Source organism: Nonomuraea sp. CX421, assembly GCF_059358955.1.
Genome location: NZ_JCADBK010000002.1, coordinates 164,556 through 180,171 on the forward strand (window position 1 = coordinate 164,556; position 15,616 = coordinate 180,171).

Below are 15,616 nucleotides of genomic sequence, written 5' to 3' on the forward strand. Positions count from 1 at the left end.
TCAGCGCCTCCCCGTGGTGATGTTCAGGTCGAGCAGCGAGCTCGCGTCGTCCGGCGAGCTGAGATCGTGGCCAGGATCCAGGCCGGGGTCGCGGTCCAGCCACAGCCGCCTGCGCCGGAAGACCGGCGCGGAGACGGGCTCGCGCTCCGGCTTCGCGCGTAGCCGCGGATCGAGCTCGCTGAGCACGAGATGCGCGTTGGTGCCGCCGAGCCCGAATGAGCTCACGCCCGCGACCCGCGGCGAGGGCCAGTCCCGCGGCTCGGTGGCGGGCTCGAAGGGCGAGGCGCCGAAGTCGAAGCGCGGGTTGGGCCGCTCGCAGGACAGCGTCGGCGGGATCTGCCCGTGCTCCACAGCCAGCGCCGCCTTGAGCAGCCCGGCGATCCCGGCCGCGCTCAGCGTGTGCCCGATGTTGGTCTTCACGCTGCCGATCGCGCACGTCCCCGCGTCGCCGCCCTCGCCGAACACGCGCGTCAGGGCGCGCAACTCGATGGGGTCGCCGATGAGCGTGCCGGTGCCGTGCGCCTCGACCAGGCCGATCTCACGCGGCGTGCGCCCCGCCGCCGCCAGGGCCCGGCGGACCACGTCGGCCTGCGCTTCGGGGTTGGGCGTGGTGACGCCCATGGTGCGGCCGTCGTTGTTCACGGCGACCGCCTCGATGACCGCGTGCACCCGGTCGCCGTCGGCCAGGGCCGCGCGCAGCGGCTTGAGCAGGACGACCCCGCACCCCTCGCCGGGGACGAACCCGTCGGCACGCTCGTCGAAGGTGTGGCACCGGCCGGTGGGCGACAACGCCTTGGCCGCGCTGAGCTGCAGGTAGTCGTTCTCGTCGAGGAGCACCTCCACCCCGCCCGCCAGGGCGACTTCCGCCTCTCCGGCGAGCAGGCTCTGCCCGGCCAGTTGGACGCCGACCAGGGAGGACGAGCAGGCGCTGTCCACGACGAGGTTGGGGCCGCGCAGATCGAAGTGGTGGGCGACCCGGGCCGCGATGAAGTTCTGGTCGGAGGCGAGCCCGCCCGGCCGGACGCCGACCCGCCGCCCGTAGTCGGACATGCGAGCCCCCGCGAACACGCCGACCCGCCGTCCACGCAGCTCGCCGGGCTGGTAACCGGCGTCGGCGAGGCAGACGGCGCAGCATTCCAGGAACATGCGGATGGCCGGGTCCAGGGCCCGGGCCTCGTCCTCGCCCATCTCGAAGTAGTCGTTGTCGAAGTACTCGATGTCGTCGACGAACCCGCCCCACTTGCTGATGGTGCGCCCCAGCGCGGGCTCGGGCCGGTACAGCTCGCGGTGGTCCCAGCGGGAGGCGGGCACCTCACCCACGTCGCACCGGCCCGTGATCAGGTTCCGCCAGAAGGCGGCCACGTCGGGGGCGCCGGGCAGCCGGCAGGCCATCCCGATGATCGCGATCCTGCGGTCCTCGCCCACGGGCCGCTCACGTACCTCGACGGGCCCAGCGGAAACGGCCCCCGCAACAGGCTCAGGCACGGGCTCCCGAACGGCCCCCTGCACAGACTCCCGAACGGATTCCGCCACGGGCTTCAACCCAGGCTCCGGGATGGACTCCGCAGCGTCCCGGACGGCCTCCTCGGGGACGCCGAGCCGCTCGCGGAGCTGCTCCAGCGTCGGATAGTCCAGCAGCAAGGACGGTTCGAGACTCTCCCCGAGCCGCTCCTCGATCCGCTGCACCAGCTCGGCCAGCATCACCGACTCGACGCCGAGTTCCCCGAACTCCGCCGTCGGGTCCAGCACGTCCACGGGGATGCCGATCGTCTCGGAGAACAGTACGGCCAGCCAGTCGGGCCCCTCAGCCTGCGCGGGTTCGGCGACCGGACGGCGTTCCTCCCGCTCGGGGACCGAACGCCGTTCCCCCTGCTCGGGCAGCCTGATCAGCGCCGGAACGTCCACGGCCACGTCCGTCGGCGGGCACGGCAGCACGGTCGCGCCGCGCGCGAGCCCGATGACCCGGTCCAGCACCCGCAGCCCGTCCCGGTCGCCGAGCGGCGCGATCCCGACGGGCTCGCAGACGTTCGGCTTCCCGCGCGCCCCGCCGGACTCCCGCCACTGCGGCCAGTTGACCGAGCGGAACTCGGGTCGTCCGGCCCGCCGCCTGACCCCGGTGTACAGGTCGAGGAAGGTGTTGGCGGCCGCGTAGTCCGCCACCCCGGCGGCCAGCGCGGGCACGGCGGCGCAGACGGAGGAGAAGGTGACGAAGAAGGCGGGGCGGTCCTCGGCGCACGCCTCGTCCAGCGCCTCGAGGCCGTCGGCCTTGGGCGCGAGCACCGCGCTGAGGTCGTCCTGGCTCTTGTGCGCCAGCGACGGACGGCCTTGGCTGGAGCGTCCGGCGCAGTGCACGACGCCGCCGATCGGTCCCAGCTCGCGCCGCACACCGTCCAGGAAGGAGGTCAGGTCGGTACGTTCGGACAGCGGCCCGCTGTGCACGGCCACCCGGGCGCCCATGCGCTCCAGGTCCAGGACGGTGGCGACCGCCTCCTGGCCGGGCCCGTCCGCTTGGTCCCATTGGTCGCGCGGCGGCAGTGGCCGCAGGCCGAGGAGGGCGAGCCGGCGTGCGCCGTGATCGGCCAGGTGGCGGGCCACCAGCGCGCCCAGTCCTCTGGTGCCGCCGCTCACGACGTAGACGGCCTCGGGGTCGAGGTCCGGCTCCGCGTACGGTGCGGGCAGCTCGCGCAGGGCGGGACGGTACCGCCCGCCGTCGCGGTAGCAGATTTCGCCGTAGGGCTCGGTGGCCGCCCACTCGGCGCGGATCTGTTGCGCGCAGGGACGGTCGCTGTCCAGCACGGTGGCCGTGACCGCCGGGTACTCGGCGGCGAGCATCCGCACGAAGCCCGCCATTCGCGCCCCGGCCAGGCTCGGCCGGGCTCCGTCGAGGTCCAGTAGACCGCTGGTGACGTGCAGGATCGTCAGCGGGCGGCGTCGGGCCAGGGCGTCCTGAAGGGACGCGAGCCGTTCCAGCTCGCTGGCTGGGCGCGCCTCGCCCAGGTCGCACAGGTCGATCCAGCCGGCGAACTCCTCCGGTGTTGCCTCCCCTTCGCGTACGAGCACGACCTGCTCGCCGAGTGACCGCGCGAGCGCTTCGGAGGCGTCGTTGAACAGGCACACCACTGTCCCGCCGCCGAGCGTTCCCGGATCGTGGGCGGGACGCTCGCACGCGGTCCAGGTCCGCTCGAAGAGCGGCATCTCGGCCACAGCCGACTCAGAGACGGCCCCGGTGACGGCCTCGGAGACGGTCCCGTCGGTGGCGGCGGGCCGCCCGGCGCCGGGGGCCACCAAGACGCCGGAGTCCTCAGGTGCGGCCGGGGCCTCGAAGGGCCAGCACCGCATCCGGTCGAACGGGTACGACGGCAGTCCCACCAGACGCGCGCCCTCGACAGGCGCCCAGGCCACGTGCTCCCCGTTCACCCAGCGCCGCCCCAACTCCGCCAGGTCGCCGGACCGCGCACCCCGCGCGTTGCCCGCCAGATCGCCCGACGCGAGGTCGTGGGACGCCAGGTCGTGGGGCGGCAAATCGCCGGGTGGCAGGCTGCCCGCCCGGACCCGGCCCCGCAGCACGTCGGCGGGCTCCGACCGGGCGAACCGCTCCAGCCGCTCGCACAGCTCCCCCACCTCGGAGACGACCAGCGCGAGCCGCTCGCGCAGCGGCTCCCGCCCGGTCTGAAGCGTGTAGGCGACGTCGGCCAGGCTCTCGGGCGTCGCGCGCAGGTGCCCGGCCAGCCGACCGGCCATGACGCGCAGCCGCTTCTCGTCGTGCGCCGACAACACGATCAGCCGCGGTCCTCCGGCGGGCGCGCCGGTCCCGGCGGGCGGGGGTTCTTCGAGCACCGCGTGCGCGATCGTCCCTCCGGCGCCGAACGAGCTGATGCCCGCCCGCCGGGGCGCGCCGCCGGGCCCCTCGGGCCAGTCGGCCGCCTCGCGCTGCACGCGGAAGGGGATCTCGTCCCAGTCGATGTTCGGGTTGAGCTCGTCGGCGTGCAGGGAGGGCACGAGCCGCCGGTGCCGCAACTGCAGCACGACCTTGGTGAGCCCGGCGATGCCGGCGCCCGACTCGACGTGCCCGAGGTTGGACTTGACCGACCCGATCGGGATGCTCCCCGGAGCCAGCCCTGCCTGCCCGAACACCCGCATGAGGGCGTTGATCTCGATGGGGTCACCGAGCGCGGTGCCCGCGCCGTGGCATTCCAGGTAGCCGATGTCGGCGGGGTCCACTCCCGCGTCGGCCAGCGCGCGAGCCACGAGGTCGCCCTCCTCGACCGGGCTGGGCACCACCCAGCCGTTGGTCCGGCCGGAGTGCACCACGGCGGTGCCCCTGATCACGGCGTGGATCCGGTCGCCGTCCGCCTTCGCCCTGGACAGCGGCTTGAGCAGGACGACCCCTGCGCCCTCGGCCGGCACGAAGCCGTCGCCGCCCGCTCCGAAGCTGTGGCAGCGCCGGTCGCCGGCGGTCAGCCGCATCCGGGCGTGCTGGATGAACTTGTTCGGGTGCAGGTTGAGGTTGACTCCGCCGGCGATCGCCAGCTCGCACTCCCCCTGGCGCAGCGACCGGACCGCGAGGTGCAGCGCGGCCAGCGAGGACGAGCACATCGTGTCGATCGACATGCTGGGCCCCTTGAGGTCCAGGTGATAGGAGACGCGGTTGGCCACGCCGCCGAGGGTCGCGCCGGTGTCCTGGGGCGTGCCGCGCACGCCCTCCTCGACGCCGAAGAAGGGGTACTCGTTGTACATCACGCCCGCGTAGACGGCCACGCTCGATCCGTGCCGGTCGCGCAGCCGGGTGCGCGGGTAGCCCGCGTCCTCCAGCGCCTCCCAGGTGACCTCGAGAAAGACGCGCTCCTGCGGGTCCATGAGGGCCGCGTCGCGCGGCGTGATGCCGAACAGCAGCGGGTCGAAGTCGGTCACGCCGTCGAGGAAGCCGCCCCACATCAGGTCCACCGGCCAGCCATCGCGGGTCCGGCCGTCCGGGACACGGGAGAGCGAGTGCCGCCCGGCGGCCAGGTTCTCCCAGAACGCCGCCAGATCGGGGGCATCCGGGTACCGCCCGGCGATCCCGATCACGGCGATCGCGTCGTCGTCCTCCGGGTCGGGCCGTACGGGCTCGGCGCGGGCCGGACGCCCGCTGCTGGCCGGCAGCGTGGCGCTGGCGGGCGTCGCCCGTGGAGCGGGCGCCTTGGCGGACAGCGCGGCGGCGACGCCGGCGAGGTCCCGGTGCTCGAAGAAGAGCGTCCGCGACCGCTCGCCCAGGTCCCGCTCCAGCCGCTCGTTGAGCTGCACGATCTGGTACGAGGTCAGCCCGTACTGCTCCAACGGCACCCGCAGGCCCAACCGGTCCGCGTCGATGCCCGAGACCTCGGCGTAGACGCTCTTGAGGTACTCCTCCATCTCGTCCGTGGCGACCTGAGCCACGGCCGGCTCCGTCCGTTCGATCCAGTACGGCTCCGCCGCGAATGGGTAGGCGGGCAGCGCCACCCGCCCGGGGACCTCCGGCCAGAACCGCTCCCACTCCACCTCCTGCCCGGTCACCCAGGCAACGGCCGCCTCGGCCTCCGTCCGGAGGTCCTGCGAGTCGGCGGCATGGGGGCGGTCGGCGTCACCGGTGAGCACGGACCCGTGCGCCCTGCCCGCCGCGAACGCCTCCAGCCCCTCCCGCAGCCCCTCCAGGTCGCGGCATACGACGGCGAGCCGGTGCGCGAGGGCGGCGCGCCCGGTCTGGGTGGTGTAGGCGACGCGGCTCAGTCCCAACTCCCCAGCGGCCCCCGCCCCGGCGGCCCCGGCCACCCCGGCGACCTCGGCCGCCCCGGCGACCTCGGCGGCTCCGGCGACCTCGGCGGCTCCGGCGACCTCGGCGGCGAGTCGGCGCGCGGCGGTTACGAGCTGCTCACCGGTCGCGGCGGACACCAGGACCGCGTGCTCCCGGCCGTCGTCGGGCGCGGCCCTCTGGGACTCCTCGGGAAGGGGCGCGCGCACGACGGCGTGCGCGTGCGTCCCGGTCGCCCCGAAGGCGTTGATCAGTGCCCGCCGCTCGCCCGTCCACGGCCGAGGCTGTTCGGGCACGGTCACCGCGTCGGTGGGCGGTTCCGCGAGAAGGGTGGGCGCCAGCAGTCCGTGCCGGATCTGCAGCAGCACCTTGGCGAGCTGGGAGGCGCCCGAGGCGGCTTCGAGGTGGCCGATGTTCGGCTTGAGCGTGCCCGCCGCGACGGGCTCGGTCCGCCTGGCGAAGACCTCGGTGAGCGCCTCCGCCTCGGCCGCGTCGGCCAGGGCGGCGCCGGCCGCGGCGCTCTCGACGTAGCCGACGTCGTCGGGCCCGGCCCCGGCCCGCTCCAGGGTGCGGCGCATGGACTCGGCCATGGCATCGGCGCTCGGCGCGGTGAAGCGTCCGCTGCGACCGGTGTGCGCGACCCAGGTGGCCTCGACCACGCCGTGGACGGCGTCGCCCTCCCGTACGGCGTCCGCGACGGGCCGCAGCAGGAAGGAGCCGACGCCCTCGCCCACGGTCCAGCCCGATCGGTCGGCGTCGAAGGCGGCGCCGCCGGCCTCGTCGGCCAGCAGGCCGAGCCCGGCCAGCAGCCCGGCGTGATAGGGGTCGGCGAGCACGTTGACGCCCGCGACCACGGCCGCGTCGCAGTCTCCCGCGCGAATGGCCTGGGCGGCCAGGTGCAGGGCGGTCAGCGTGGAGGAGCACGAGGTGTCCACGGCGATGCTCGGCCCGGTGAAACCGAAGAAGTAGGAGACGCGGTTGACCATGTCGGAGGCTGTCGCCGAGACCACCGCCGGGCCGCCCTCGCGCCAGGCCGCGGCGCCCGCGTGCTGGTAGTCGTGCCACATCGAGCCGACGAAGACGCCCACCCTGGGCGCGCCCCTGTGCAGCGAGGCGGGGGTGTGCCCGGCGTGCTCCAGACACTCCCAGACGCTGTGCAGCAGCAGCCGGAGCTGCGGGTCCAGCGTCGCGGCCTCCTTCGGAGAGACGTGGAAGAGCAGGCTGTCGAAGCGGTCGATGTGCTCCAGGTAGCCGCCGGGCCGCTCGCCTCTGGCGTTCGGACCGACGCTGCGGGTGCCGGTGCGCAGGTTGTGCCAGAAACGGTCCAGGTCGTCAGCGCCGGGGTAGCGCCCGGCCATGCCGATCACCGCGAGGCCGGCCTGCTCCGCCCCGGCCGCCGACTCCATTCGCGGTACGGAGGACACGGGCGCGGCAGACACCGGTGCGGCAGACACGGATGCGACAGACACGGATGCGACAGACACGGGCGCGGTGGACACGGGCGCGGTGGACACGGGCGCGGTGGACACCGGTGCGGAGTACACGGGCGCGGCGTCGCGGGTCGCGCACTCGGCTGGACCGCCCAGGAACGCCTGCAGGAAGTGGTGCCCGTCGTCGAGGTCGAACTGGTCGCGGAGGCGGTCGAAGGCCACCTCTCCGATGGGGCAGAGCCCGATGCCGCAGGCCGCCTGGCCGGTCATCAGCAGCTGCCCGAGGTAGCCCGCCTCCAGGGTCAGGTAGCGCAGGCTCTGCTCGCCGTACAACGGCTCGATGCCCTTGACCTGGCCGATCAGATAGAGGCTGAAACCGGCGCGGTCGTACAGGTCGCGGTTGTAGACGAAGTGCGCCGAGCGGTCGATCTCCGGACGGCCGTTCACCAGCTGGAGCGCGTGCTCGCTCGGGTTGTAGTAGTAGATCCCCTCGGCGACGCCGTCGATCGCGCCCCTGGTGACGTGCAGGTACGCCTGCACCGCGTAGGTGTCTCCGGCCGACGGGTACAGGTGGCGCTCGCGGTCGCCGAGCCTTCGCTCGCGCAGCAGGCTGAGCAGCCGGCACAGCGACCGGTACGGCAGGGAGCCGGGCTCGAAGTCGCGCACGCTGGCCCGCCACGCGAAGTGCTCCTCGGGCACGTCGATCCGGTCCAGCCGGATGAGGCTGGCGTCCGGCTCCAGCGGGCGCAGGTTCCACCGGCCGGCTTTGAACGCCTCCCGGTCCTCGGCCGAGAAGAAGTCGACCTCGCCCGGCTCGCCCACCTCGGCGGGCCGCACGGGCACCTCGGCGGGGGGCCGCTCCTCGCCAGGCCGCTCCGGCCCAGGCCGCTCCACACCAGGCGGTTCACCAGCAGGCCGCACCTCGGCGGGCGGTTCGTCGGTGCCGCCCGTCATCGCGGCGATGCCGGTGACGGTCGGGTTCTCCAGCAGCAGCGCGACGGGGACGCGCCTGCCGTACCGCTTCCGCAGCGCCTTGGAGACCTGGACCATGGTGAAGGAGGTGACGCCCTGGTCCCAGAGGTCCTGCCCGACATCGACCTCGTCGACCCCGAGTAGCTCGGCGAACAGCTCCGCGATCTCCGTCACCGCCGAGGCCGCCACCTCCGCGGCGCGCTCGGACACGGGCTCGGACACGGGCTCGGGAACGGGCTCGGAGACACGCTCCGGGACGCGCTCGGAGGCCGGCTCGGAGACAAGCTCCGGGGCAGGCGCTGCGACGGGCTCGGAGGCGCGCTCGCCGAGCGGCCATGGGAGCGCGTCACGGTCCAGCTTGCCGTTGGACGTGGCCGGGAACGTGGTCACGAACGCCACGTGGTTGGGCACCATGTACGCCGGCAGCGTCTCGGCCGCGTGCCCGCGCAGTTCACCCACGTCGGGCTTCTCGCCCTCGGCCACCACGTACGCGACCAGCTTCCGCTCGCCGGAGCGGTCGTCGCGGGCCAGGACGACGACGTCCCGCACGCCCGGGTGCTGCCGCAGCCGGTGCTCGATCTCGCCCAGCTCGACCCGGAAACCGCGGATCTTGACCTGGTTGTCGGCCCGGCCGAGGAAGGTGATGTTCCCGTCGGGCAGCAGGGCGGCCCGGTCGCCGGTCATGTACATGCGGCCGCCCGCGAACGGGTCGGGCACGAACCGCTCGGCGGTCAGCTCCGGCTGGTTGCGGTAGCCGAGGCTCAGGCAGCCGCCGCCGATGAACAGGTCGCCTTCGACGCCTTCGGGGCAGGGCCGCCGGTTCTCGTCGAGGATGTAGTAGAGGGCGTCGTCGATCGGCCGGCCGTACGGGATGCTCCGCCACGACGGGTCGATCTCCGCCACCTCGAACCAGTTCGACCAGACGGTGGCCTCGGTGGCGCCGCCCAGGCTGACCACCCGCGCCCGCGGGAAGGTCGCGCGCACGGCGTCCGGCAGTGGCAGCGGCGTGTAGTCGCCGCTGAGGAAGACCAGCCGCAGGTCGCCGGTGCCCTCGTGGCCCTGGCGGTCGGCGAGCAGCGGGGCGAGCTGGTTGAGCGTGGTGGGCGCGGAGTTCCAGAACGTGATGGGCTCGTCGAGCAGGATGTTCAGCAGCAGCTCGGGGTCGCGCTGCTGGTCCTCGTCGGCGATGTAGAGCGAGGCGCCCCGGCCGAGCAGGCCGAAGATGTCGAAGACCGACAGGTCGAAGCCGAGCGAGGTGACGCAGAGCCCGACGTCGGAGGCGTCGAACTCGAAGGTGCGGTAACACCAGTCGAGCAGGTTGAGCAGCGGCCGGTGGCTGACCTCGACGCCCTTGGGCTTGCCCGTGCTGCCTGAGGTGAAGATCACGTAGGCGAGGTCGTCCACGGTGTTCACCAGGGGCGGGTCACCGCGGTCGTCGCCGTCCGCGTCGAGCTCGACGGTGCGCACGCCCTCGGGCACCGCCCAGCCGGGCGTCCGCGGGCAGGTGAGCACGATCCCGGCGGCGGCGTCGTCCAGCATGACGGCGGCCCGCTCGTCCGGCAGCGACGGCTCGACGGGCAGGTAGGCGCCGCCCGCCTTGAGTATCCCGAGGACGGCGGCCACCATGTCCGGCCCACGGCACAGGCGCACGCCGACCACCGTCCCCGGCCCCACGCCCAGCTCCTTCAGCCGCCAGGCGGCGGCGTTGGCCCGGCGGTTCAGCTCGCCGTACGTCATGGTCCCGCCGGCGTGCCGCAGCGCGACCGCGTCAGGCCGGGCGGCGGCCTGCCGTTCGAACAGCTGGTGCGCGGGGCGCAGCCGGTCCTCGAAGGCCGCGAACAGCTCGGCGAGGTCGGGGAACTCCGGCTCCAGCGCGTCCCAGTGGTACTGCAGCCGGTCGCCTTCCCTGATGACGATGCAGTCGAGCGCGACGTCCGGCGTGTAGGTCATCCACGGCCCTGCCTCCACGCCGTCCGGCAGCGGATGCGCGGTCAGGTCGAGGGTGCTGGTGTAGACGACGGGGAAGGCGTAGGCGCGGCGGCGGCGCTCCTTCATGACGTGGCCGCGCAGCGTGGCCAGGCCGGTCAGAGCGCCGTTCGCGGCGTCGGCCCCGATCCGGTCCTGGTAGGACTCCGCATTGGTGACCCAGCTCAGCGCGGTGAACTCGCCGGGGCGCAGCGGCTCGGACTCGGCGGTCCAGCGCACCACGGACACGCTGAACGGGTCGGGGAAGCGCCTGCCCAGCGCGCCGGTCAGGGCGGCGAAGACGGTCTCGTCGGAGACCGCGGCGACGCTGCCGCTCAGCCGGACGCGGCGGGCGGGCGTGGTGGCCACCTCGGGTCCGGGCGGCAGGTCACGGAACCGCTCGGTCCAGTAGCCGGCCTCGCCCGAGTCCTCAAGGGCGTGCTCCTGCGGCGGGCGCGGCTCGGCGGACGGGTCGGCGTACAGCCGGAACAGCTCGCGCAGCACGAGGTGGATGCTCCGCCCGTCGAGCACGGTGAGGTCGACGGCCGCGTGCACCGTCTCGCCGGTGACCCGCAGCTCCCACTGCGGCCAGCGGCCCAGCGGGAAGGCCCGCCCCGCCATCTCCTCGACCTCGACCTCGGTGGTCTCGGGGATGCTCCAGTTCCGCGGCGCGTGCGGCCTGATCCGCAGCGTGCCGTCGTGCGTGACCTCCGAACGCAGCGCGTCGTAGGCGGCCACCAGGCGCAGCCAGGCGCGTTCGAGCCGGTCCCGGTCCAGATCGCGGACGTGGAAGCAGTGGTAGACCTGGCAGCCGTCGTATCGGCACGAACCGGCCGCGCGGGCCACGTAGTACGCCTTCTGCAGCTCGTTGAGCGGCCGGATCTCCGCTTCTCCGGCGTCGGAGCACAGGGCGCGCAGCGCGTTGGTGAAACGGGCGAACAGCGTCTCCGGCTCGCCGGGCGCGAAGCAGCCGGGCACGAGGTCCCAGCGGATCCGCAGCTCGCCGTCGAGCTCCCACATCTGGTGGTCGAGCGCGACGCCGGAGGTCTGGCTGAGGGCGTACGACACCGGCGGCACGGCCTCGTCGGGCCGGGCGTCGAGCAGGCTGGTGAAGACGACGGGCAGCGGCGTCCGCTCGCGCAGCTCCCGCATGACGGTCACGCCGGGGACGGCCGCGTGGCCGAGATCCCGCCACAGCCGCCGGTGCACCTCCTGGACCGCCTCCTCCAGCGGCTCGCCCGACGTGCTCTCGGCGGCGAACACGGCCGTGCCGGTGAACGGCCCGACGACCTCGTCCACCTCGCGCGGCAGCCACGCCCGGCCGGTCGTGGTGACGGCCAGGGAGCAGTCCTCGCCCCTGCCGACCGTCTCGGCGAACAGGGTCAGCACCAGGGCGGTCGGCGAGACGTCCAGCTCGGCGGCTCTGGCGCGCAGGGCGCTCCACTGGGCGGCGCTCAGCGAGCCGGTCAGCGCGGAGCGCGGCGACCCGTCCGGCACACCGGCGGCGGGGCCGGGCGGCAGGTCCGCCAGGCGTCCCCGCCAGTAGTCCAGGTCCTCCTGGAGGCGGGGGCCCTGCCGGTACGCCTCCAGCGCCCGCAGGCAGTCGCGGAGGGAGGGGGCGGCGTCGCCGAGCCGGTGGCCGGGGTCGCGGTAGCAGCGCCACCAGTCGCGCAGGAGCACGTCGAGCCCGCGCCCGTCGGTCACGCTCGCGTCGATGCCGAAGTGCACGGTGCCGGGGGTGGTGACCTCGACGGCGAACGGCGGCCAGACGCCGGGCTCGTAGCGCCGGTGCGCGAGGCGCTCGCGGGCGCCGGGCCGGTCCACCGGCAGCTCCCACGACGGGGCCCGCTCCAGCACCCGCTGGGTGCCGTCCTCGTCCAGCCGCAGGCGCAGCGCGTCGTGGTGGTCGACGACGCGCTGCCAGGCTTCGCGCAGGCGTCCGGCGTCGACGTCGGGCACCTCGAACTCCCGGTAGACCTGGCAGCCGACCGGGTCGGGGGTGACGTCCTCGTCCGCGCCCATGACGTAGGCCTGCTGCAGGGGCGTCAGGGCGAACGGCTCGTGCCGCTCGCCGGGGGCCGCGCCGATCACCGGGCCGGCCGGGGCGGCGGGGGCGGCAGGGGCGGCCCCGCCGGCGTTCCGCTCCGGCCCGGCCAGCTCGGCGATCCGCTCGGCCAGCCGCGCCGGCGTCGCGCACTCGCCCAGCCACTCGACGGGGAAGTCCAGCGCGAACTCCCGCTGGATCTCGAACCACACCCGTACCGCGGAGATCGAGTCGAGTCCGCTGTCCTTGAGTGACGCGTCGGGGGTCAGGTCCGCGCCGCCGGGCAGCGCCTCGGCCAGCAGGCGGACGACCGCCTCGGTCACGCGCTCGTTGTGCTCCATAAGCCTCCTCCGTCTCTGCGACGCTAGTGAGGAGGCCGCGCCCTGCCTGCTCAAGACTGAGCAGTCACCGAGAGGCGTCCGGCCGTAGCTTTCGGACCATGCCTGATTCCTGGATTGCGGGCGGAGAGCCCAGGGCCGACGCTCGGATCAGACTGTTCTGCTTCGCGCACGCGGGAGGCGGGTCGGCGCTGTTCCGCAAGTGGGACGAGCACCTGTCGCCGGAGATCGACGTCTGCCCCGTGGTGCTGCCGGGGCGCGAGTCGCGCATCCGCGAGCGGCCCTACGACCGCATGGAGCGGCTCGTGGGCCCGCTGTCGGAGGCCATCGAGCCGTACACCGACCGGCCCTTCGCGCTGTTCGGGCACAGCATGGGCGCCGCCGTGGCCTGGGAGACGGCCCGCCGGTTTCCCCCTGTCGTGCTGTTCGTGTCGGGGCGGCGCGCGCCGCAGCTGCCGACGCGGCGCCGCCGCTTCAGCGACCTGTCCGAGGACGAGCTGCTGGCCGAGCTGGGCAAGCTGAACGGCACGCCGTCCGAGGTGATGGGCCAGCGCAGCCTGCTGGAGCTGTTCCTGCCGAGCCTGCGCGCCGACTTCGAGCTGAACGAGTCGTACACGCCGCTGCCCGGCACGCGGCCGGGCTGCCCGATCTCGGCGCTGCTCGGCGACGCCGACCCCGAGGTCGACCCGGACGAGATCGCCGCCTGGGCCGACGCCACCGGCGGCGGCTTCACGCTGCGCGTGTTCGGCGGCGACCACTTCTACCTCAAGGGCCCGCGGCCCGAGGTGCTGGCGGCGATCCAGGAGGACCTGGACCGCCACCTTCTGAACGTCTCCTGACCGGCCTGGCCGTCAACCGTCCTTGGACAGGTCACGCAGCCGGGCTTCGAGCAGCCCGGCCGCGGCCTCCATCAGCCGGTCGGCGATGACGTCCACGTGCCTGGCCCGCCAGTCGGCCAGCTCGGTGCCCGCGACCCACCGGTTGAACGCGCCCATCGCCGGGCCGCAGTGGACCTGGTAGTCCACCTCCCGCCCGGCCTCGCCGCGCAGCGCCAGCCTGATCGTGTGCACGAAGTACCAGCGGAAGACGAGCGCCATCCGGTGCTTGGGGTCCCGCTCGGCGCGGGCCAGCTCGCCCGGTCTGCGCGCGGCCAGGAACGCCCGCGTCTCCTCCCAGACCTCGTCGAAGGATCGGCGGAAGAACTTGTCCTGGATCGTCCGCCTGGTCTTCTCGTCGATCTCCTCCAGCGAGCCGTACTGCCGGTAGAGCTGGTAGAGCTTGTTGGCCCGCGCCGGGAAGAGCGTGCCCTTCCTGGCCACCTGCACCTGCGCGCCCAGCTCGAACATGTCGCCCGCCGGGGCGTAGGCGGTGTCCTGCACGTCGAGCCCGGCGAGCAGGTCCTTGACGGCGTCGGACGTCCCCGCCTCCGGCGTGCACTGGTTGACGCTGCCGGTGACGATGAAGTCGGCGCCGAGCACGAACGCGGCGGCGGCCGCCTCCGGGGAGCCGATCCCGCCCGACGCGCCGACCCTGATGCGCCTGCCGTAGCCGTGCGCGGCCATCTCCTCATCGCGCAGCCGCACGATCGCGGGCATCAGCGCGTACGGTGAGCGCCCGTCGGTGTGCCCCGCCGAGTCGGCCTCGACGCAGATGTCCGCGCTGACCGGCAGCTCCGCGGCGACCTCCGCCTCGGCCGCGCTCAGCACCCCCTCCCGTACGAGCCTGTCCAGGACGGCGCGCGGCGCGGGCCGCATGAAGGCGCTCGCGACCTCGGGCCTGGAGACCTTGGCCAGCACGTGCCGGACGGCGACCGGCCGGCCGGAGGCGTCACGGTGGGCGCCGCTGTAGCGGTAGCGCACGAGGGGCGCGGTGACGCGCGAGTAGGCGGCGGCCTCGACGTGGCGGACGTCGCGCCGCAGCAGCAGGTCCACCGTCTCGCGCTCCAGGCCCTCCTCGTCGAAGCCGTAGAGCAGGTTCACGCCGTACACGCCGTCCGGCCCGAGGCCACGCTCGATCCGGTCGAGCGCCTGGCCGATCTCGTCCAGGGTGAGCCCGCCCGCGCCGAAGAAGCCCATCAGCCCGGCCCGGCCCATCCTGATCACGAGGTCGGCCGACGCGATGCCCTTGAACATCGACCCGGCCAGGTAGGCGTGGCGGACGCGGTAGTCCGCGCGGAACTCGGCGGAGCCGAGCGCGACCACGGAGTCGCGGCCCGGGACTCCGGAGCGGAGCGCGACCCCGGAGTTCCGGTCCGGCGGCGTCTCGACGGGATGGCGCAGGGTGACCTCCCAGAGCTTGCCGAGCACGTCGCCGGGGCCGATCTCCTCCAGCTCGCGCACGCCCTGGCCCATCAGGTAGCGCAGGCCGTCCAGCCACCGCACCGGGTTGCAGATCTGGCGGCGCAGCAGGTCGGCCGCCTCCCCCGCCTGGTACGGGCGCGCGGTCACGTTGGAGATGACGGGCACCCGCGGCTCGGCGATGCGGACGCCGTCCAGCGCCTCGGCGAAGGCGGCGGCGGCCGGCTCCATGTAGCGCGAGTGCGAGGGGACGCTCACGCTCAGCGGCACCCACTTGCCGGGGACACGACCGCTGAGCGAGTCGAGCTCGTCCTTGGGCCCGGCGAGCACCACCTGTTCCGGGGAGTTGTAGTTGGCGATGTCGACGCCGGTGCCCGCCAGCAGTTCTTCCAGCTGTTCCGGCTCGGCCCCGAGCACCGCCGCCATGGTGCCGCCGGACGCCCCGGACATCAGCTCGCCCCGCCGCTTGACCAGGGCCAGCCCGGTCTCGAAGTCGAAGCAGCCGGCCGCGAACAGCGCCGTGTACTCGCCCAGGCTGTGCCCGGCCAGGTAGTCCGGCCGGCCGCCCTCGTCCTGCCGGGCCAGGAAGCTCAGGGCGTTGACCGTGAAGAGCGCCGGCTGCGCGTAGCGGGTCTCACGCAGCCGCACCGGGTCGTCGCACAGCTCGGCGACGGAGTAGCCGAGGATCTCGTCGGCGCGGGCGCACAGCTCGGGGTACCTCTCCAGGACGCCCGCCCCCATGCCCTTGCGCTGCGACCCCTGCCCGGGGAAAACCCACACGACGGACATCAGGCGTGTTCCTC

General features: G+C 74.0%; 3 protein-coding genes. 1 reads left to right on the forward strand and 2 read right to left on the reverse strand.

The features are described 5' to 3' along the window. A complete protein-coding gene (locus tag AC5L3X_RS03870; protein ID WP_494855138.1) occupies positions 1–12,519 on the reverse strand; it encodes an amino acid adenylation domain-containing protein in 12,519 nt (4,172 codons plus the stop codon). Positions 12,520–12,617: 98 nt separating this feature from the next. On the opposite strand from AC5L3X_RS03870, the gene AC5L3X_RS03875 reads away from it, so the two are divergent. After that, positions 12,618–13,355, forward strand: a complete 738-nt coding sequence (locus AC5L3X_RS03875) for a thioesterase II family protein (RefSeq protein WP_189127475.1) — start codon at positions 12,618–12,620, stop codon at positions 13,353–13,355. A gap of 12 nt (positions 13,356–13,367) precedes the next feature. Here the strand turns inward: AC5L3X_RS03875 and fabD are convergent, their stop codons facing one another. Further along, on the reverse strand, positions 13,368–15,602 hold the full coding sequence (gene fabD, locus AC5L3X_RS03880) for an ACP S-malonyltransferase (RefSeq protein WP_494855139.1): 2,235 nt from the start codon (positions 15,600–15,602) through the stop codon (positions 13,368–13,370). Positions 15,603–15,616 lie beyond the last annotated feature (14 nt).

Excerpts from the sequence above, each read along its gene's own strand:
- fabD (WP_494855139.1), bottom strand. The coding sequence starts at position 15,602 with ATGTCCGTCGTGTGGGTTTTCCCCGGGCAGGGGTCGCAGCGCAAGGGC.
- AC5L3X_RS03875 (WP_189127475.1), top strand. The coding sequence starts at position 12,618 with ATGCCTGATTCCTGGATTGCGGGCGGAGAGCCCAGGGCCGACGCTCGG.
- AC5L3X_RS03870 (WP_494855138.1), bottom strand. The coding sequence starts at position 12,519 with ATGGAGCACAACGAGCGCGTGACCGAGGCGGTCGTCCGCCTGCTGGCC.